The sequence below is a fragment of the Thermoplasma volcanium GSS1 genome, from assembly GCF_000011185.1.
GTDB lineage: Archaea > Thermoplasmatota > Thermoplasmata > Thermoplasmatales > Thermoplasmataceae > Thermoplasma > Thermoplasma volcanium.
In genome coordinates this window covers 694,050-710,949 of record NC_002689.2, presented here as the reverse complement: position 1 = coordinate 710,949, position 16,900 = coordinate 694,050, and the positions used below count along the sequence as shown (strand labels likewise).

25 protein-coding genes, 1 tRNA gene and 2 pseudogenes are annotated in these 16,900 nt (G+C 41.0%); 14 read left to right on the top strand and 14 right to left on the bottom strand.

Features of this window, described 5'->3' with window-relative positions:
* Positions 1-25 precede the first annotated feature (25 nt).
* On the top strand, positions 26-427 hold the full coding sequence (locus TVG_RS03765; protein WP_010916964.1) for an acyl-CoA thioesterase: 402 nt from the start codon (positions 26-28) through the stop codon (positions 425-427).
* Here the strand turns inward: TVG_RS03765 and TVG_RS03760 are convergent.
* Positions 424-1,290: a mechanosensitive ion channel family protein gene (locus TVG_RS03760; protein WP_010916963.1), complete on the bottom strand. Its 867-nt coding sequence runs from the start codon at positions 1,288-1,290 to the stop codon at positions 424-426. The two genes, TVG_RS03765 and TVG_RS03760, sit on opposite strands and share 4 nt — an antisense overlap.
* A gap of 72 nt (positions 1,291-1,362) precedes the next feature.
* Between TVG_RS03760 and sfsA the strand changes: the two genes are divergently transcribed.
* The 3 genes from sfsA (at position 1,363) to TVG_RS03745 (ending at position 2,836) form a co-directional block, all read left to right on the top strand.
* Positions 1,363-2,052 carry a DNA/RNA nuclease SfsA gene (gene sfsA / locus TVG_RS03755; RefSeq protein ID WP_048053969.1) on the top strand — a complete coding sequence of 230 codons (690 nt, stop codon included), beginning with the start codon at positions 1,363-1,365 and terminating at the stop codon, positions 2,050-2,052.
* On the top strand, positions 2,033-2,695 hold the full coding sequence (locus tag TVG_RS03750) for a PP2C family protein-serine/threonine phosphatase (RefSeq protein ID WP_048053968.1): 663 nt from the start codon (positions 2,033-2,035) through the stop codon (positions 2,693-2,695). Before sfsA ends, TVG_RS03750 begins: the two co-directional genes overlap by 20 nt.
* Before the next feature lie 68 nt (positions 2,696-2,763).
* Positions 2,764-2,836: transfer RNA gene (locus TVG_RS03745), tRNA-Asp, on the top strand.
* A 99-nt stretch (positions 2,837-2,935) separates the two neighbouring features.
* Here TVG_RS03745 and TVG_RS03740 read toward each other — a convergent pair.
* Positions 2,936-3,823 carry a hypothetical protein gene (locus TVG_RS03740; RefSeq protein WP_156769073.1) on the bottom strand — a complete coding sequence of 296 codons (888 nt, stop codon included), beginning with the start codon at positions 3,821-3,823 and terminating at the stop codon, positions 2,936-2,938.
* 285 nt (positions 3,824-4,108) lie between these two features.
* On the opposite strand from TVG_RS03740, the gene TVG_RS08635 reads away from it, so the two are divergent.
* From TVG_RS08635 to TVG_RS03695, 10 genes and pseudogenes are all read left to right on the top strand, one after another.
* On the top strand, positions 4,109-4,249 hold the full coding sequence (locus TVG_RS08635; RefSeq protein WP_162009537.1) for a hypothetical protein: 141 nt from the start codon (positions 4,109-4,111) through the stop codon (positions 4,247-4,249).
* Positions 4,221-4,403 carry a hypothetical protein gene (locus tag TVG_RS08500; protein ID WP_156769072.1) on the top strand — a complete coding sequence of 61 codons (183 nt, stop codon included), beginning with the start codon at positions 4,221-4,223 and terminating at the stop codon, positions 4,401-4,403. Before TVG_RS08635 ends, TVG_RS08500 begins: the two co-directional genes overlap by 29 nt.
* A gap of 269 nt (positions 4,404-4,672) precedes the next feature.
* Positions 4,673-4,861 (top strand): annotated as a pseudogene (locus TVG_RS08965) (bifunctional DNA primase/polymerase); the annotation flags it as partial.
* An 18-nt stretch (positions 4,862-4,879) separates the two neighbouring features.
* Complete coding sequence (locus TVG_RS08785; RefSeq protein ID WP_241760317.1) at positions 4,880-5,146, top strand: hypothetical protein; 267 nt, start codon at positions 4,880-4,882, stop codon at positions 5,144-5,146.
* A gap of 458 nt (positions 5,147-5,604) precedes the next feature.
* Positions 5,605-5,835, top strand: a complete 231-nt coding sequence (locus tag TVG_RS03720) for a hypothetical protein (RefSeq protein ID WP_156769071.1) — start codon at positions 5,605-5,607, stop codon at positions 5,833-5,835.
* A gap of 12 nt (positions 5,836-5,847) precedes the next feature.
* Positions 5,848-7,113 carry a hypothetical protein gene (locus TVG_RS03715; RefSeq protein ID WP_338384162.1) on the top strand — a complete coding sequence of 422 codons (1,266 nt, stop codon included), beginning with the start codon at positions 5,848-5,850 and terminating at the stop codon, positions 7,111-7,113.
* Complete coding sequence (locus TVG_RS03710; protein ID WP_010916956.1) at positions 7,110-7,526, top strand: hypothetical protein; 417 nt, start codon at positions 7,110-7,112, stop codon at positions 7,524-7,526. The genes TVG_RS03715 and TVG_RS03710 overlap by 4 nt, the downstream gene beginning before the upstream one ends.
* Positions 7,510-7,725: a hypothetical protein gene (locus TVG_RS03705; protein ID WP_048053962.1), complete on the top strand. Its 216-nt coding sequence runs from the start codon at positions 7,510-7,512 to the stop codon at positions 7,723-7,725. Before TVG_RS03710 ends, TVG_RS03705 begins: the two co-directional genes overlap by 17 nt.
* Before the next feature lie 97 nt (positions 7,726-7,822).
* Positions 7,823-8,053: a hypothetical protein gene (locus tag TVG_RS03700; RefSeq protein WP_048053961.1), complete on the top strand. Its 231-nt coding sequence runs from the start codon at positions 7,823-7,825 to the stop codon at positions 8,051-8,053.
* Entirely contained in the window at positions 8,050-8,616 is a 567-nt protein-coding gene (locus TVG_RS03695; protein ID WP_010916955.1) for a hypothetical protein, read from the top strand. Before TVG_RS03700 ends, TVG_RS03695 begins: the two co-directional genes overlap by 4 nt.
* Positions 8,617-9,223: 607 nt before the next feature.
* Here the strand turns inward: TVG_RS03695 and TVG_RS08495 are convergent.
* The 12 genes and pseudogenes from TVG_RS08495 to TVG_RS03640 form a co-directional block, all read right to left on the bottom strand.
* Positions 9,224-9,373: a hypothetical protein gene (locus tag TVG_RS08495; RefSeq protein WP_156769070.1), complete on the bottom strand. Its 150-nt coding sequence runs from the start codon at positions 9,371-9,373 to the stop codon at positions 9,224-9,226.
* Positions 9,374-10,270: 897 nt separating this feature from the next.
* Positions 10,271-10,453: an ATPase AAA gene (locus TVG_RS03685; protein WP_010916954.1), complete on the bottom strand. Its 183-nt coding sequence runs from the start codon at positions 10,451-10,453 to the stop codon at positions 10,271-10,273.
* Between the two features lie 354 nt (positions 10,454-10,807).
* Positions 10,808-11,350: a recombinase family protein gene (locus TVG_RS03680; protein ID WP_010916953.1), complete on the bottom strand. Its 543-nt coding sequence runs from the start codon at positions 11,348-11,350 to the stop codon at positions 10,808-10,810.
* A 135-nt stretch (positions 11,351-11,485) separates the two neighbouring features.
* Positions 11,486-11,734: a hypothetical protein gene (locus TVG_RS03675; protein ID WP_048053959.1), complete on the bottom strand. Its 249-nt coding sequence runs from the start codon at positions 11,732-11,734 to the stop codon at positions 11,486-11,488.
* Positions 11,735-11,739: 5 nt separating this feature from the next.
* A complete protein-coding gene (locus TVG_RS03670) occupies positions 11,740-12,105 on the bottom strand; it encodes a hypothetical protein (protein ID WP_010916952.1) in 366 nt (121 codons plus the stop codon).
* Positions 12,106-12,358: 253 nt separating this feature from the next.
* Entirely contained in the window at positions 12,359-12,610 is a 252-nt protein-coding gene (locus TVG_RS08960; protein WP_010916951.1) for a transposase, read from the bottom strand.
* Positions 12,611-12,756: 146 nt separating this feature from the next.
* Entirely contained in the window at positions 12,757-12,897 is a 141-nt protein-coding gene (locus TVG_RS08490; protein ID WP_156769069.1) for a hypothetical protein, read from the bottom strand.
* Positions 12,898-12,945: 48 nt separating this feature from the next.
* Complete coding sequence (locus tag TVG_RS08780; protein WP_010916950.1) at positions 12,946-13,266, bottom strand: integrase core domain-containing protein; 321 nt, start codon at positions 13,264-13,266, stop codon at positions 12,946-12,948.
* A gap of 159 nt (positions 13,267-13,425) precedes the next feature.
* The gene (locus TVG_RS08775; protein WP_241760326.1) at positions 13,426-13,569 is read right to left on the bottom strand and encodes an IS3 family transposase; all 144 of its coding nucleotides are present in this window, start codon (positions 13,567-13,569) and stop codon (positions 13,426-13,428) included.
* Between the two features lie 210 nt (positions 13,570-13,779).
* Entirely contained in the window at positions 13,780-13,980 is a 201-nt protein-coding gene (locus tag TVG_RS03655; protein WP_162009535.1) for a transposase, read from the bottom strand.
* Between the two features lie 81 nt (positions 13,981-14,061).
* A pseudogene (locus TVG_RS03645) lies at positions 14,062-14,826 on the bottom strand (transposase); the annotation flags it as partial.
* A 120-nt stretch (positions 14,827-14,946) separates the two neighbouring features.
* Positions 14,947-16,890 carry a glycoside hydrolase 5 family protein gene (locus TVG_RS03640; RefSeq protein WP_010916948.1) on the bottom strand — a complete coding sequence of 648 codons (1,944 nt, stop codon included), beginning with the start codon at positions 16,888-16,890 and terminating at the stop codon, positions 14,947-14,949.
* Between the last annotated feature and the right edge of the window lie 10 nt (positions 16,891-16,900).

Here is a 16,900-nt window from a genome sequence, read left to right as displayed (position 1 = left end):
TTAATTATCGAAACGATACGACCGCATGGTTGAATCTGCATACAGCAAGACGAAAATTCAAGTAAGGTATAACGACCTAGATACTGTCGGTCATGTAAACAACGCTATTTACTTCACCTATTTTGAGATTGGACGCATAGACTTTATAAACAAATTTCTATGGAAATTTAAATCTGATGAAATAAACTTCGTTATTGCGAGGGCTGAGGCTGATTTCATAAAATCGATACTGCTTTATGATGTAGTTTACGTTCGAACTTGGATATCCAGGGTTGGCAATACCAGTTTTGACTTTTCATACCGTTTAGAAGATGAAGACGGGAAAGAATATGCAACTGGCAAAACGATCAATGTGATTTTATCCAATGGTAAGCCTTCACCTGTCCCAAACGAGATCAAGGCTTTGTTAATGGAAAATGAAAATTAGGCTTCCTTCTTTGCTCTCCAGTATGCTTCATTAAACATTTTGTTAACATCATTTATTTTGCCATTGAGATCCTTAATGTCTTCGACGTTTATCGTTACATTAAATGTCATAGTCGTTCCATTTAGTCCTGATAGAAACCAGCTGATATCCTGTGAAGCATTTATTTCTCTGATGTGTTTTTCTATGGCAGATTGCGGTACATCAGACGGTAGAGTTACTTGGACATTGTACGAAAAATCGCTTTCTCCGCTAAGCCTTTCAAATATAGTATTTCCAAGAAAGGCCGAGTTTGGCACCTTTATGATCCTTCCGTTTGAATTTTTTACGTCTGTAAATAGATAAGATACTTTAACTATTTCACCCGTTATAGGTGAGCCGAAAAGCCAAGACCCCATTGAAACGATCTCACCTGGTTTAATCGCTCCGGCTGATGTAACTGCAAAACCAGAGAATATATTGGAAAATATATTCTGCAGGGCAATTCCAATGATCAGAGCTCCAACAGAACCGCCCACAAGGGCACCGGTCAGATTTATACCGAGTGATGTTAAGATAACTGCTATGATAAGCGTATACATGAAGAACGAGATCAATAGTTCAATTAGATTCTGCAAAGATCTATTAGACTTTCCAAGGAAGTATTGGCTTATGCTCCTTCTTATAATACGGAGAATTAGTATGCCGCCACCGCCGACGAATATCGCTGCGATCCCGCCGTTTATATACTCTATGTATGGATGCAGAAAGTTTAGATATTTAAACACAAAATAGTCAACAGCCGGCTTTATGATAAAAAGTGCTATAGAAATGACCAAAATTATTGCTATAGCTGCAACAGCCTCACGCAATGCCCTCTGCTTCATATAGATTGAATTGCATTTATTGAATAAATTTTCTGATGGCAAAGATTATTTCTTAGCTTCATATGACAAAATGTGGAGCCTTTTCTTACAAGATCGATCGGTTATAAAGTTATGGAATTTACTGATCTGTTGCCTTGTACTGTTGTAGAACGCGTAAACAGGTTTCTCGTAAATGTCAAATTAAACGATAAGATCGTAGAGGCGCATCTTCACGATCCTGGGAGGCTTAAAGAAATAATATATACAGGAAATAAAGTATTAGTTCGGAGAAAAAGCGGTAAAAAGACAGGTTATAGGATTACATTTGGCCTAAGAGAAGATCAATATATACTCATTGATTCTGGGCTTCATTCACAAATAGCTAGTCACTTCGTAAGTCAGGAGTGTAAACCAGAAGTAAAAATAGACGATAGGAGGTTGGATTTTGCTTGTAATGATATATTCATAGAGGTAAAAGGCTGCACACTTTCCATTGACGGAGTCGCAATCTTCCCAGATGCTCCAACTCTACGAGGATACGAACACCTTCGTCTTTTAGAGAGATTGGCGCAGGAAGGGAAGGGAGCATACGTACTTTTTCTAATATTCAGTGATGCTACTTCATTTAGGCCGAACTCGGAAACTGATCCACGTTTTTCAGATGAATTTTACAAGGCTCTAAAGAATGGTGTGAAATTTTCTTTTAAAAGGTTCAGCTTCGATGGTAAATACCTCAAATATTCTGGTGATATACTTACATTTGATGGAGATGATAAAAGTTGAATATTTTTCAGATTCCAGTGCCGTACCACATCTACACCTAGAGAATGAAGATTCGTATTCAGTAACGGATGATCTATTTATTGTGGCTGATGGCGTGGGCAGTTACGAAGGTTCAAAGGATGCAAGCAGGTATGCTGTAAATTATCTTTCAAAAATGGCCAAAGAAATACAATCAAAAGAACAGCTTGTGGAGGAAATAATAAAGTTGAGCGAAGAGATAAAATCGATAGGCATCATTAGCGGTCGGCCATTGATGAGTACAACTATTTCTGTCCTCAAGATAAGCACAGAAAAATATATAACAGCTAATGTTGGCGATAGTCCGATAGTACTTCTAAGATCGGGGAAATTATACAAATTGTATATAGACGATTCAGAGAGATCATCTACAGGTAATAGGTTCGCTTTGGAACAAGCTTTTGGATGGAATCATGTTATTGTTCACAGCTTCGAGGGAAAATTGGAGAAAGGCGATTTATTCATAATATGTACGGATGGTGTGAGCGATAATCTGTCAGACGAGTATGACCTATATTCGATTTTAAGAGAACTCGATGCGCAAACTATAGTGAGGTTGGCGTTAAACAAAGGTATAAAACCTGATGATGCAACTATAATAAAAGTATACGTTACAATGGCGTAATCAAATGCTGTGAAAACGAAATTAAAAAATCTTTAAGTAAAACCTAGGTATTAGGTCTTAGTTTCATTGCCCCGGTAGTGTAGTGGCCTATCATACAGGCCTGTCGAGCCTGTGACATGGGTTCAAATCCCGTCCGGGGCGCCTTCATTCGTAAGCGAATACATTTATCTGCCCTGAAAGAGTATTTAAAGAGGCTAACCCCTTATTAATATATTAATCGAATTTGCAACTAAATAAAAATCATTTCGTTTTCCCGGTCCATCTTGTTATGATCTCCCGGTTGTCCTCATGAATCACTTCATAGCCAAGCGGTACTTTGCCTTTTAGCGCCTTGAAGATATCGGTTTGCGTTTTGTCCAGTTCGGTTATGGGTAAGGACCTTAATTGCAAATCCACTTGCAGATACCGGAACATGACTTGTTCTGTAAAAGAGATGTCTCTGAATGCGCCGAAAGAATGAATTACTTTCACACCAGGCGAAATCCAATAACTGTCAGCAAGAAAAACCCTCCTTAGCGCCTGCCTAAGTTCAATGTCGAAGAAACTCTTATCCTCTTTAAGCATCTTGTTTGCGAAATCATACATCATAAAATCAGGCATTCCTGCAAGGCTCAGGCTTTCAGCATTCATTTTCTCCGTATTCCCATAGTATGCCAACGCATAAAAGTGGAATGCCAGTCGCCAGTAAATGAACATGAACCCCGGCGTTTTGTCGCCTCTCCTGATTCTTAATAGTTTCTTGGCAAGGTGAAGGGCCTTGCTGTCAATATCCGGCCTTTTCCATTCGTCCATTATTGCCCTTGACTTTTCCATGAACCGGTTGTAGTCCTCAAATTCATCGGGGCTTAACTGCTCCAGGTCGTGCATGTCGCAGTGATAAACTTCGCCAAAAACCGACATAAAGGATTCTGCGAAAAACTGTTCTATCGATTCTCTTATCTTGTTTCGTGTGCAGAGGTAATTGACGGCTTTCTCTACACTTTTCGCATTCTTGAAACTTATTGAGAATTTTCCCTGTGCTTCCTTAACTATCCCATTCGGTATAAGTCCTGTTCTTGAATCCTTCAAGTGATATTTGAGGTCCTCTCTTGACAGTCCCGTTCTTTCCCTGAGTTCCTCTCTGCTCATAGGCTCCGGATTGTCGTCCAGAGCTTGGGCCAGTTCGATCAGGATTCGCCCTTTAACCTTGCCGGGCTTGTCCAAATTTGAGTGTTTGTTCTTCTCTGCCGTAATGAAGTAAACATAAGCTTAGGCTTAAGCTTTTCGTTCCGAGATAGGTTTACACGGTTTTATTGAGTAATAGCGGTAAGCGTTTTTGAAATCTCCTTAACTTATTATTACGTTATGGTTATAGTTATCATGAGAGTTGCAAAATATAAAAGGAAACTAATTCGGCAAAACAGTAGTCTATACGTGGCCGTTCCGAAGCCATGGAGCGATGCCAACGGACTGAGCCAGTACATGGATGTGAATGTGGAAATAGCAAGTGATGGAAGCTTGAAGATCTCGAAGCCGGAGGTCAGCAATGACCGAAATATCGTTGGCACGCATTAAGGCCGCTGCGATGATGATGCCCGAACCTGTCAAATCTTTAATCTTGTCCGAACCGGACACCTTGGACGCCTCGGAATTAATAACAAAACTGGGGACATGGGACCGCCTGCTAAAAATAGAAAAAGCTGAAAACACAAAAAATAGGCGAAAGTAATACAGGAGGTGTCCGATATTACCCAAGAAAGTGACACATCTGGCAATAAAAACTTAATCCAGGAACTCCAGCAAAAGGGGTATTTTCTCCTACCTTTACCGCCTCGCCAGAAATTTCCGCCACCTGCAAACTAGACCGGCCGCAAAGACCCGTACAAGATACCGGAAAACGGCGACGTTGCTATCGGCACCCGCGGTGAGTTGGCAATTTTGATCACCAACGATGAGCAGTCAACCGAATGGGCAAGGGAACGCTTCGGGCCGCCCAATGTGAGGAGCGTGCGAGGCGCTCATTGGTACTTCCGAAACACCAAAAATTTGCCGAATGAGTCGAACAAACAAACGGCTGTTGGAATATTCGAGTTTCACACCACGAATAAATACGCCTTGATACCGCCCAGTGATCACCCCAGCGGCACAAAATATGAATGGGAGAAACCGCTTCCTACTATTGGGGATCTCCCTGACGCGCCGGACTTGCGGGACCTCTTTCACACCGGCGGGACACACCACGCAGAAATGCTGCATTTATCTGCATCGCTAGCCGGAAAGGGGAAAACTGAAGAGGAGATAGCAAAGGCGCTCGGGAGCTTGTCGATAGTTTTCCCGACCCAGAGGCCCATCCCGAAAAGGAAATCGAAGAAATGGCCAGTAGCGCTTTCGCAAAATTCCATGATTCCAGCAAGGGCAACACAGGGAAGGAACCGAACGAATCCAAAGAAGCACCGCACGGCGACGGGCTGAATCCGGGCTCATGGTTTGTAGAGGGAAAAAAGGGCCCAGAGTTTATTCCCCATCTGTGCGCCGCGGATTACCTTAGGGTTCACCAGCATGTATTGACTGAATATGTCGCCGGCCAGGGGACACCGTCAATGTTTGCGGGAACGCATTGGATCAAGGACGCTGAAGGCCTTATAAAGAGCGAGCTCGAACAAACTGGGGCGATTAAACCCGCGCAGATTCGAATGGCTATCGAGAGCATCTGCAACTTGACCCGAGTTGTCGACCCCCAATTGATCGGTATGCCGCTGGACGAGGTCCGGCAACTGCCCGCACACACTATACCCATCGAGGCTGGATTGCTCAATTTGCAGACTAAAACGATAACTGCGCATACTCCGGACTACTTTTACACCGAATATCTGCCAAGGCGCTATGTCCCGGGGGCCTCCCCAAACGTATTTATCTAATTTTTGGACACAGTGTTTCAGGGGGATCCAAACGCAGAACTCAAGAAGACGCAGATTTTTGAAACGATTGCGTGGACATTCATGCGTAACTATGACATTCACGGGGCCGTAATTCTGTACGGGCAGGGAGGAGAGGGAAAATCGATCATACACAGCGTTATCGAGGATCTCCTCGTCCACACATCCGAAATAACGCTGGGTGAGCTTGAAAATGACAAATTCAAACGCGCTGAACTATTCTGATCGTGGGCGAACCTGATATCGGAAAGCACCACAGAGATAATCACCAGCGAGTGGTTCAAACGGCTAACGGATGGCACGAAAATTACTGTCGATCGCAAGAACGGCCAGCCGTTCACAATGCGTTCACACGCTAAAATGATAATGGACGTAAACGAGTTGCCTAACCGTGAAAACGAACTCCGAGCCTTTTACCGCCGAATCATAGCAATTATTGACTTTCCAAACCGTCTTGAAGATTTCCTCACACCAGCGAAGATCAGCCAAATAGTAGAAAAAATGAAAAACCCGGACGAACTTGATGCGATTTTCTCGTACGTTGTTGACAACTATTACGCGCCCCTTGCTCAGCGAATGAAATTTACCGGCCAACTTGACTTAAAGGAAGCACAGGGGATGTGGGAAGAACGCAGTAACCCAGCCATGGCATATCTTCGCCGCAGAAATGAAGCTGGAGAAATTCTAACAAACATCGAGGACGCGCGGGTTACGATTATGGAGGCGGGCAAGGATTCGCGCCGCTACATATCGAGAGAGAAGGACAGCATGGAGGAATACCTGGCCACTCCGAAACAGGAAGTCATTCAAGACGCCGTAAAATGGGCAACCGAGAAAGGGTTCCCTGCGAAAAACATTAACGCCGGAACACTCGGCAAGGAGCTCAATGCGCTGGGATACCCGAATCTGACTGTGAACAAAAAAATTGTAAAAAGCGCCCCGGTGAAAGCCTGGCGCGATCTGCTGATAATTACGTGGACACCGGTAGCGGATCAGAAAAACGGTACGATACCGCAGGAAAACCAGTCAGAGATGCGAGCATCTGCCATGAGGAACGGTAGCGGTTTCTATCCGGAGGACATGTGGAAACAAAACGTTTCAGATCATGAGGGGAATAGGCAAGCGTCCGTTACCCATGAGCAATCTACCTTAGAAAACAGCGAACAAAAAACGGTAGCGGGCACTTCTGGCGAACCGCTACTGAACCGCTACTCAAAAAACTCAGAATCACAACCTGACCCCGTAAATTCCGGTGTCCCTGACGAAAAAACAGATAAACCGAAAAATCAGCAATTTACCTTTAGAAAGATTATTACTAGCGATCCCCGGCTTAACCCCGAGCCCGAGAGGCTAAAAGAAGGCACCTATGTCGCCATGACGATTTCAGAGGCTCGGCAAATAAAAGCGTATAATTTCAGCAGTGAGGCCAGTGAACGTGAATTTCGAACACTGGCAGATGACGACCAGAAAAAAGCTGCTATCGAAAAGGGGTGGTCTCCTTGATCGAAATCAAGGACGCTGAAGAGACGTACCTCCGGGTACTCGATCATTTTTTCAGCGGGTGGATAGTCGTATCCGGGGATCACAACGCAATCATAAAGCTCGAGCAAATTGTTTACATGCCCGGAACAGCGAAAAACGAGGGCCTCGAGCTAATAATGATTCCGCCACGAACACTGGTTCTTGCGAAGAAGACGCCAGAACTCAGGAAGGCGCTGAAACTGGACAATGATACGAAATTATGGGATTCGCTGGTATGGCTCATCCTCACCCCTGAGGGCGATACAGTGCTGGCGGATTCCAGGCACTTCCCCGCCGACATGCCCGAAGTCAACAGAGACATGTTCTTCGAAGAGCTTGCGAAAGAACTCATCTATGGGAAAGAAGGTGGTCGCATAGATGAAACCATGGAATAACGGGCCCGAACCCCCTCATGAACCCTACCCAATCCAAAGAGATCCTGGAGACGTCCCTCCAGACCAGCAATATGAGGATATCGCAAGGCCAATTATCCATACCGAAGCTGCTGCCACAGCTAAAATCAATTCTAAACTATCGCATTATAATAGCGCATTTTACAGCTCCAACAGAATAATTGGAGAAATAGGAGAGTGAGAAAAATGGAAAAAAGAGAATCGGAAAGGAAGAATAGTGCAGAAACTTCCAGTATTTTTGAGGAAAATTCTGCACGAAATAGAAAGGAGGGTTAGAAATGCAGCCAAATAAACAAGAGAGGAAACAGGAACCCAGGAACTTCTCTGTTCCGGATGAGATAAACACAGGCCTGGAAGGGAAGGTCCTGACGATCTCCCTATTGAACGGACGCATAGAGGCTGGGAAGCTCAAGGTTGCAGGCCAGTACTTCCTCGAAATCGAAGGGGCGAATGGCAGATTCTTGATAATTGCCAAGAGTGCAATAGTAACAGTGAGCGTGATGCCATGAACCTGAAGGATCTCGGAAATTTTAGGATCGAAAGGACAGAGGACTATTCCGAAACTGAAGATAAGAGCTATACAGAAATGATAAGAGTGAAAGGATCAAAACCCGAACTGCCGTATTTCAAGATTCCCTCTCATCTTTATAAATATTATGAAACAGAGCTGGCCCTCTACCTGAAGGACCATAAGAATTATTGGAGGCCGTTAGGCAAGCTGCTTGGCGAGGAGATCGACATAACGGACGAGGAGATCGTTCTGGTATTCCCCGTTAAGATGTTCAGTAAGGTCGCTGAAATAGTGCCATTCGTACGCAAGAGAGGACAGGGCAACTTAAAAGATGATCAAAAGATCAAACGGTTAAGCCGTCTAAAAAACACAGATAATTACCCCAGTAAAATTGAGCAAAAAGAACCAAAATACGATCTAACAGAGTTAAGTCGATCAATTGCACCCATCAGCACCACCCATGCCCATTCAGCTCTGCACGACCGATTAAATGAGGGAGATCAAAACAGCGGACGGGATACGGCGGTTCCATCAGCCTGTGATGGAACCGATGACCCTTGAGGTTAGTATTTTCCAGTAATTGGTCATTAATACTAATATCTCCGAATCATTGTCCAAATAATCCTTTTGATGGAGGGAACAGGCTAAGAATGAGACCATATGCAGAAGGGCGGATATGATGCCTTTTCATTTATATAGTGGATAGAGACTTTACTTCCAAAAGGGCCTTGCGAATTCGGGTATTGGAAACAACCATGTTATATTATATATGTCATGCTACTCATTAGATGAAACCTGATTTAAACGTAGGATGTTTGAAACAGGCTATTTCTGTAAGTTTTTATAATTAATTTTATAGAACTGCCGTTATGATTGAGACCAAAAAGGGGGAATGAAGTAGGTCCTTTCAGTTTCTATAAAAACCTAATTTGTGCCATCAATTTGCATGGCTCGTGAAGGCAGCAGAGGCATTCCCATGATAACGGAAAAAAGAATCCGAAGAACCCACGAAACTTCACGAATCCCGATGCGCTGAACACCTCGCCTGAAGGCAAAATCGTAACGATTTCATTGCTGAATGGCCGCTTTTACGGATATTGCCTATTCTGGGTGGTGCGCATTCTGGATATGACCCTTTGACTGGATGGAATCTTTTCTAGGGTGTGCCTCATCCAGATAAGTTTTCTTGCCTGGATGTGTTCATCCTTCTGTTATGTGTTCGGGCCAAGGTAGGTGAAAATGCGGTCTTCGTATGGATCGCCAGGCTGAGACCCTGCTTGTTTGCCATTTTTCCAGAGGTCGATAGAGCCCCTGCCAAGCAGCTTATTGATATTCCCGAAAACAGGCCTCGCCCCCCGCGAGTTAATTAACATGTGCGACATGATAGGCATAAGTTGCGGTAACTAACCTACTATGTGAGTTATCATTTATACCTGAAAGAAATAATTCAAACGGAATGGACAATCTCTTTGGGGGTGATTCAACATGGTTCATATTGGGGTATTTAAACTTGCGTGACCTTGACCATGAAATTCTAACAAAAGACGATTATTGGTACGAGCGGAATAGGGACTTTACCTAAATGCAATGTACGACCATGCAAAAATGTGCCTATTGCGGTAGGTGGTTTAAGAACTATCTCGCATTGGACGGTCATCTTGCCCATTGCCTAATACGTTCATTGTACGAGGACGAGGCAGGTATGTAGGTCCGGTGGGGTAGGTGTGATCGTTAATGCGATCATTGGAACATGCCTATCATTTGAAATGTGCCTATGAGTGTGCACATGCGGTCATGCGTGCGTATGATCGTGTGCGCGATCATCGTAAGGACATCGGAAAACACGACATGGTGCGCGTTCGTCATGCCGGTACATGTGAGTATACGGGGTAGTGGGGGTAGTAGTAGGGCACATGGGGCATGGCATTTTCTACAATAGGCACTTTCTCGTGTGCTGATAATGTGTGGGGGTATTGCATAGTGTACGGGGGTAGGCGAGTCATGGGGTGCGCATGTGAATCGTGCATGTGGATCAATAGGTGCTTTTAAATACTAAGGGCAGAAAAGCGATTCACGCAAGATTTAATGTGGAATTAGTATTTTAGAGGTTTATTATCAAAAATTTCCTCTTTTTGGGTGTTTTCACATTTTTTAAGGAGAACCTTTAAATAACTATGTTTATTATAATTATTGATACGGGTTTAAGATGTACTAGTTAGTAAGGAAGGCTTTCTTTCAGGGCCTCAACCATGATCAGTGCGCTGAGTGTCTTGCCTGATCCCTTTGAACCGTATATGATTATGTGCCTGGGAAGATGCAGGTTCACATACTCTGCAAGATCGTTGGTAACCTTGTCAAGTTCCTTTCTTATGAGAATACGATTTGGTTTGAAGTCCATGTCAAAAAGCAACGCATTCTTTATGTTGCTGGTCCCTTGGCCCTTTCCTTTACCTTTGCCTCCACAAACGATACGGGGTCTTTCATTGACATTGCATTACCCTTTGCTCCCAGTTTGTTGGACACGCAAAATTCTTAAGACTTCCGAACGAGCCGAATATTGCAGTGTTGTAAAATGGTAATTTTGCATTCCAGAGAGAGTGTCAGAAAACGAGTGAAGCATTTTGCATGAACAATGTCACAGAAAAATAAGTAAAATTCCATTTTTCTGGTATGTTATGTTCATCATATCAGTTATAATGTATATAAGAAAAGCACGGACGCGTTCGGCGGCTCTCTCTCTTTCACTCAAAAGCTAGTGGTCTTCTTTCAGGATTTTTAGTATCGGTGTTATTGAGCATTCCATGGACTTCGCTATGGCTCTGGCTGACAGTCCTTTGCCTTTCAATTCCATGACCTTTCTCTTGTCTATGAAGCTTCCGTTCCTAGTCTTCAGGGCAGGTCTTCCGAATTTGACTCCTTTATTCATCGCTTTCTCCCTTCCTGCTTTAGTGAAGGAATTGATCATGTTTCTCTCAAATTCTTCGAAAGCGCCCAGAATTTGCAGCAGGAGCCTTCCGTTGGGAGTCGTGGTATCAATGCCTGGGTCATTGATGCTGATGAATCCTGTGCCATTATGGCCCAAGAATTCAAGGATTCTCAGAAGGTCTGATAAGGAGCGGGCAAACCTGTCTACCTTGGATACTATGACTACTTTTGGCCTACCTTCAAGGGATTTCAGCATCCTTTCGAATTCTGGCCTCTGCGTATTTTTACCGGATTTGGCCTTGTCTTCAAAGAATTCAAGTTCATAGCCTCTGGGCTCGACATACTGCCTTATTGCTTCCCTTTGTCGCACATTTGAGCCCTGTCTGACCTACTCCTGTGTGCTGGCTCGAAGATAAGCGAAAGCAAGTGTCATTTAAATCATAGAATTTAGGGGCACATATGTTATTAAAATCCAGTGTTTAATAACATCACTAAAATTACAAATTTAGTAACAATTTTTAGATAGTATTGCAACTGTCTGTTCCAGCGTCAGTACGAGGTTATAATACATTTCGTACTTGTCGCTCGTGGTTTGACCAATAATTGAGATAAGGTCTGAGATCATATTAGTATGTTTCATGATTATATCGTGGCATTTTTTATTTTTTATTGGGTTAACTATTAGCTTTAGATACTCTGGAAAAGCCTTAAATGTTGCAATAACCAGATTAAGAAATGAGCCAGGATCAACCATTTAATTCACTTTCTATTACTTAGTAAAGCTATTAGTGCAGCACCAATTAAACCCGCTATTGCTAGTCCGACCAAAGCATTCCCAATATTGGAATTGGGATAACAAGCATCTAAGGTTGCTCCAATTATAATTTCCAAGATATCCGCATCTGGATTAGTGATTCCTTTGATCACTGACATTATTGTGTCTTTTTCTTGGCCTTGAGCATAAGCCTTCAAGTAACTACAAATTTCTGTCCGAAAATTTGGATCTTGACGGAACTCGACTGCGAGGCCAGGCTGGCGAACTCTCCTAAGATACACTCTATAGTCACCGTTGCCCTTAGATTGCCATTCCAAAAACTTATTGTAATAATATTCCTCTGCACCCATCTACATCGCTAATGCCTTATCTGTTTCCTATATTTAAACCATAACATGCAGAATATTGCAGGAATTTCTTCAATACTTGCGACGTAGGCATGGCATTCTCTTTCCGGTATCGATCAGATCCATTTTATGGAGGTCAAGCCTCCTTGAGAAAACACGGAAAATTTTATTCTCAGGAGAATGGATCATGATATGCTCTTTAAATTAGGGAGTAAGTGTCTTCCCCTCAGGGGAGGATCAAGCAGTTCAATTCCGGCTATGCCTTGACGGAAGCTTTGCCTGCTTCGTTGATCCTCAGGGGCAGACTTATCATTTTCGGGATGCTCATACTGCAAGAAATCATGTCCTGGATCATCAGGACAATATACGCAATCATGGCGGTGAAGATCTGCACCATAATACTATTTATCTTCCGGGATATGAGGTGATCGATCTTCAGGTACGTTTTCATGGTCCGGAAAAAGATATCGATGTTCCATCTCTGCGAGTATATCCAGTGAATATACATGTCAGGAATCTCCTGTATATACGGTAATTGTGTGCCATTATGTATGCGTACACGAGATCGTAGAATATCTCAACGAAGACCTGGTAAAGTCTCCCTGTATCGAGCTTCGATAGCTGTGCTCACATGGCTATCTATGGATATGTCTGTCAGATCCTTGGAGAGATGAGTGACTCTACAAGAAGAGCTGCATGTTTTAGAAGATCTAACTTCTTTGAATACAGATCATCCGTAATGTCAGATACATTTTCACACTGCTCCTTCCGTATCTTTTCAAGAATATTGATCATGAACTATTGATTGCATCAAAGAATAAATATAACACTGCCAGAGAAAGGTTAAGTACTGGAAACTGGATTGTATTCATTGGATGCGTATTCTATTAATTCCTTAGCATCTTCATAGCTTTCTAGGTCATTTAGCCGTATATAATCAGTTTTCAATGAATTGTGGAATGATTCTATATCCCCATTGTCGTCAGGTGTCTGTTTCACTATGTACTCATGTGGTATATTCAATAGCCTTGCAGTATGTTTAAAGCCTTTAGCTATATACTGTGGGCTATTGTCTGTCCTAAGTACCAGATTGTTTAAGTTAAAATTAGTGTACCCTATGGCATTGCATCTTCCACTGGCTTTACACAGTCCCTGGCTGTGCATTTCCTTGAGAAATTATATGATAGCCATCTTTTAGAGAAGCAATCGTTTACAGCCATTAAGTAGTATATTCAATTATATGTTCTAACATAATGGATATCAGTTTCCCATAGCTGGTTTATGTCTGAGGGTTTTGTCAGGTTTCTCTTATTTGTCCTGTTCTTATGCTTTGCATATGGGAGCTGCAAAATTCCTTGATTTTATTATTCTCCGTACTGTTTTTATGTTTATTTTGGCTCCTTCATTCCTTAATACAGCCCATATTCTCCTGTGCCCGTATGATGCCCTTTTTCCTGATGTTTCCAGTACCTTATTTATTATATTTTCAAGTATCCTTGATTTCCTATGCCTTACTGTACTTTTCCTGTTATAGTAGATGTATGATCTCTGCCTGTTATTTTAGAAAACTTGACACAGGCAGTTTATCCCTAAGGTTATTTACTGTTTCCATTATTTCCTCCCTCTGTAATTTTTTTAATTCATCTATAACCAAAGCCTGGTCTTCTACTAATCTCTTCAGTTTTCATTCTCCTTCTCATAACCATTGTTTACTCCAGAACCGTAGAATCCCTGTTTTCCTGATTCTATAAACTTATCCCTCCATTTATAGAAGTTTGATACAGATACTCCATGCCTTCTGCATAGCCCTGCTATATTGATTGCTGTAAATGATTCCATTGCTATTGCTGCCTTTTCATCTGCTGTAAATTTCTCCATCATATCACCCATTATATTCTAATTTATATTTCTCTATTTCTATGTATTCCAATTGATAACTGTCCAAATAATAAATTGTACGCACCAATTCCCTTTTCTTGTTATCAATATCCAATGTAACTAACCTTAGAATTAATCCATTGTTAAATTCAATAATTTTAGAATTGGATGTTTCTTCTTTTATTATTTTATATGAAGCATTTTTCTTCATTCTTGAAACAAAATTAATATTATTCTCTTTTAATTTTTTAAATCTGTTTAAATCATTATATCCTAAATCAAATGTTAATATTGTATTGTCAAAATATATTCTTTTATATTATTTAAAAGAGCGTCAAATATTTTTGTATCGTGTATATTAGCAAGTGTTATTATTGATTTTAATGGCAATTTAATATTTGTTAAAGCTGAAATATGGAGTTTTATTCCATTTTTTCTTTTCTCTCTCTGGTCTATTCCTGAACCTTTAATTAAAGTTTCAATAAATGTAGAATCTATTGTTATAATATTGAATAATTTATCAATAATATCTTTGTATACATCATATTTGTGTGCTTTTATGAATGCATTTAAAATACTGTAAAACATATTCTCAAATATATTGTGTGATCTGTTGTTATTAAGCTTTGATAACTGTGATTTGCTTATATTATTCCTATATGCTGTATCTGTAAGGTCTTTTTTATTTATTATTCCTGTAACTAATATCAATAAATGGTTTGATAAATTAAACTTTTTAGAATATGTGTTCATTCCTATTCCCTCTATTTTAGATTCCTCTGATATTTTATTGCAGTGTTTTTTAAGAATTTTATTTTTAATGATTTTATTAAAATGCTTTTTCATTGTTAAAAATTAAATCATAAAATAAATATAACACGGTCATGCATAATATTTATATATTGGAAACTGGTATGTAATTTAAACAATGGTTGTGAAACTCAATCCTTAATGAGGTTTTTGCTCTCATAGGGATGATTCTATCAAAGCTACTCCGCCAGGGGGGTAAATTATAACGATCCCTTCTCTGCAATTCTTCACATACTTTGCGTTACCCATTTTCATCATAGGATTAATCCCATAACATTTGATTGTGCTTTGAACTGTATCTGTAGAATGGTTTATGGTTATGCATATATTTTTTGTTCCATTTGAAAAGTCTGCAACTTCAATTGCAGGATGCGTCGAAGTTGAGAGTGATTTTATTCCTGACCGTCTTGCTATTTCTCTGTATATATCCATGAAGGGTTTTGAGTACTTACCTGTATCATCTACAGTTAGAACAAGTTCAAACGGTATTGAAAACAGATACGCTCTAGTTTCCTCATTATAAGTGAAAACAGGCCTATTATCCTTATCAACTGCTATAATCTGAGCTTTAGTCGCTTCAATGCTATAACAGTAATACGTATTTGAGAACGCCTGCATATTAATGTGCTGCCCTTTTTTGAATGGGCCAAACTCTTTGGTAAATATAATCTCAATGTTACCACTGTATGGGATGCCTTTAGAACCTAGTTCTGTTATGGTTTTTACTCCAAATAATTTTTCCCATATATGTGTGAAGGAATCATGGAATGATGTTAGAGGTACTGACCCCTCGGATCCCCTGAACGTTGATGCCATAATATGAATATCACTGTCAACGGAGGCTTTTAATAGTCTGTTCCATGTGGTTGCCCTCATAGTTGGAACGGATGGAATTATGAGTAATTTCTTTCCATTAATATGGTCTTCCAGATCATTTTCGTAGAAAACTGTTGGCTGCAGACTTGCCATCTTGCACAAAAGGAGTGATGTCAGAATTGGGTTAGGGATTCTGTTAAATAGATAATCACTATAGGCTTCTGAAACTGACGTATAATCCGCATAGGCATAAAATGGTACTATAACAGATATTTCATGGTAAATTCTCTGGAAACTTTGGAAGAACATCATGTTTTCTAACTCTTTCAACTCTATAGAAAACTGGAGAAACTTTTCTGCAGAGTATTTTCTTGTTCCATCAGCCCGTATAAGACCAAAATTAATCTCCAGAGGTCTCCAGTCATAAGGTGGATCTTCCTCTCCTATAAAGTCAGAAAAGCACCATACCAGACCGCCCATTGATTCATTAGCAAGTGCCGTCCATAGGGTGGAATATATAAATTCGCCCTGTGATTTTTCTGTCCCCTGATTAGTACTGAACCCAAATTCCTCAAGAAATACAGGAACCGAGCCATCATTTGAGAAAATATTAAGAAGGCTTCCATATGAATATCTTTGCCTTAGCAGATCGTTATCGTAAAAATACAGATGAAGACCGGCATAATCTGAGTGATTCCTGATATTTGGCGGTTGTTGCAAAAATGATAGGACATCTCCTGAGGAAACTGTGTGATCCGGATCAAGATTCTTCACAATCCCATAAAATACAGATTCTAGAACCATTGCCTGTTCTGGAGATGATGGTCTCTTTACAAGAGTTATTTCGTTGCTCATGAGCCATCCTTCAATTGCAGGATGTGTTTTATATTCGTTAACAAAATGTTCCACGAATTTGCTGAAATTCATTATGGCCTTACTTTCATAGATATTGTTGTCAGGTGCCCATGGTATAACCCAGTTCCTCCCGCTCATATGCCCAACAATGAAGGTTATGAATACCTTTAGATGCAAAGATGAACACATATCAAGAAATCTGGTCATATATGCCATGGACTTTACGTTTATCTCACCATAGGCATTGACAAAATCCTCGTCAAGAATAAACACCCTAAGGAAATCGCAGCCAATATTTTTTGCTTCCTTAAGATCATCTAATATTTCTTGTTCGTTCCATTCTTTCCACATCTTAATGTTCGCAAGCCTGGGCCAAAAATTAACCCCTAATCTGAAACCTTTCCTGTAAAAATCCTTAGCTGTTTCCATTATTCACCCT

Coding starts and splice junctions, on each gene's coding strand:
- TVG_RS03705 (WP_048053962.1), top strand. CDS start 7,510: ATGAAACCATGGAATAACGGGCCCGAACCCCCTCATGAACCCTACCCA.
- TVG_RS03740 (WP_156769073.1), bottom strand. CDS start 3,823: ATGAGCAGAGAGGAACTCAGGGAAAGAACGGGACTGTCAAGAGAGGAC.
- TVG_RS08500 (WP_156769072.1), top strand. CDS start 4,221: ATGACCGAAATATCGTTGGCACGCATTAAGGCCGCTGCGATGATGATG.
- TVG_RS08490 (WP_156769069.1), bottom strand. CDS start 12,897: ATGATCAATATTCTTGAAAAGATACGGAAGGAGCAGTGTGAAAATGTA.
- TVG_RS03695 (WP_010916955.1), top strand. CDS start 8,050: ATGAACCTGAAGGATCTCGGAAATTTTAGGATCGAAAGGACAGAGGAC.
- TVG_RS03655 (WP_162009535.1), bottom strand. CDS start 13,980: ATGGAGAAATTTACAGCAGATGAAAAGGCAGCAATAGCAATGGAATCA.
- TVG_RS08780 (WP_010916950.1), bottom strand. CDS start 13,266: ATGCACAGCCAGGGACTGTGTAAAGCCAGTGGAAGATGCAATGCCATA.
- TVG_RS03765 (WP_010916964.1), top strand. CDS start 26: ATGGTTGAATCTGCATACAGCAAGACGAAAATTCAAGTAAGGTATAAC.
- TVG_RS03670 (WP_010916952.1), bottom strand. CDS start 12,105: ATGGGTGCAGAGGAATATTATTACAATAAGTTTTTGGAATGGCAATCT.
- TVG_RS03640 (WP_010916948.1), bottom strand. CDS start 16,890: ATGGAAACAGCTAAGGATTTTTACAGGAAAGGTTTCAGATTAGGGGTT.
- TVG_RS03750 (WP_048053968.1), top strand. CDS start 2,033: ATGGAGATGATAAAAGTTGAATATTTTTCAGATTCCAGTGCCGTACCA.
- TVG_RS03760 (WP_010916963.1), bottom strand. CDS start 1,290: ATGAAGCAGAGGGCATTGCGTGAGGCTGTTGCAGCTATAGCAATAATT.
- TVG_RS03675 (WP_048053959.1), bottom strand. CDS start 11,734: ATGGTTGATCCTGGCTCATTTCTTAATCTGGTTATTGCAACATTTAAG.
- TVG_RS08960 (WP_010916951.1), bottom strand. CDS start 12,610: ATGTATATTCACTGGATATACTCGCAGAGATGGAACATCGATATCTTT.
- TVG_RS03700 (WP_048053961.1), top strand. CDS start 7,823: ATGCAGCCAAATAAACAAGAGAGGAAACAGGAACCCAGGAACTTCTCT.
- TVG_RS03685 (WP_010916954.1), bottom strand. CDS start 10,453: ATGGACTTCAAACCAAATCGTATTCTCATAAGAAAGGAACTTGACAAG.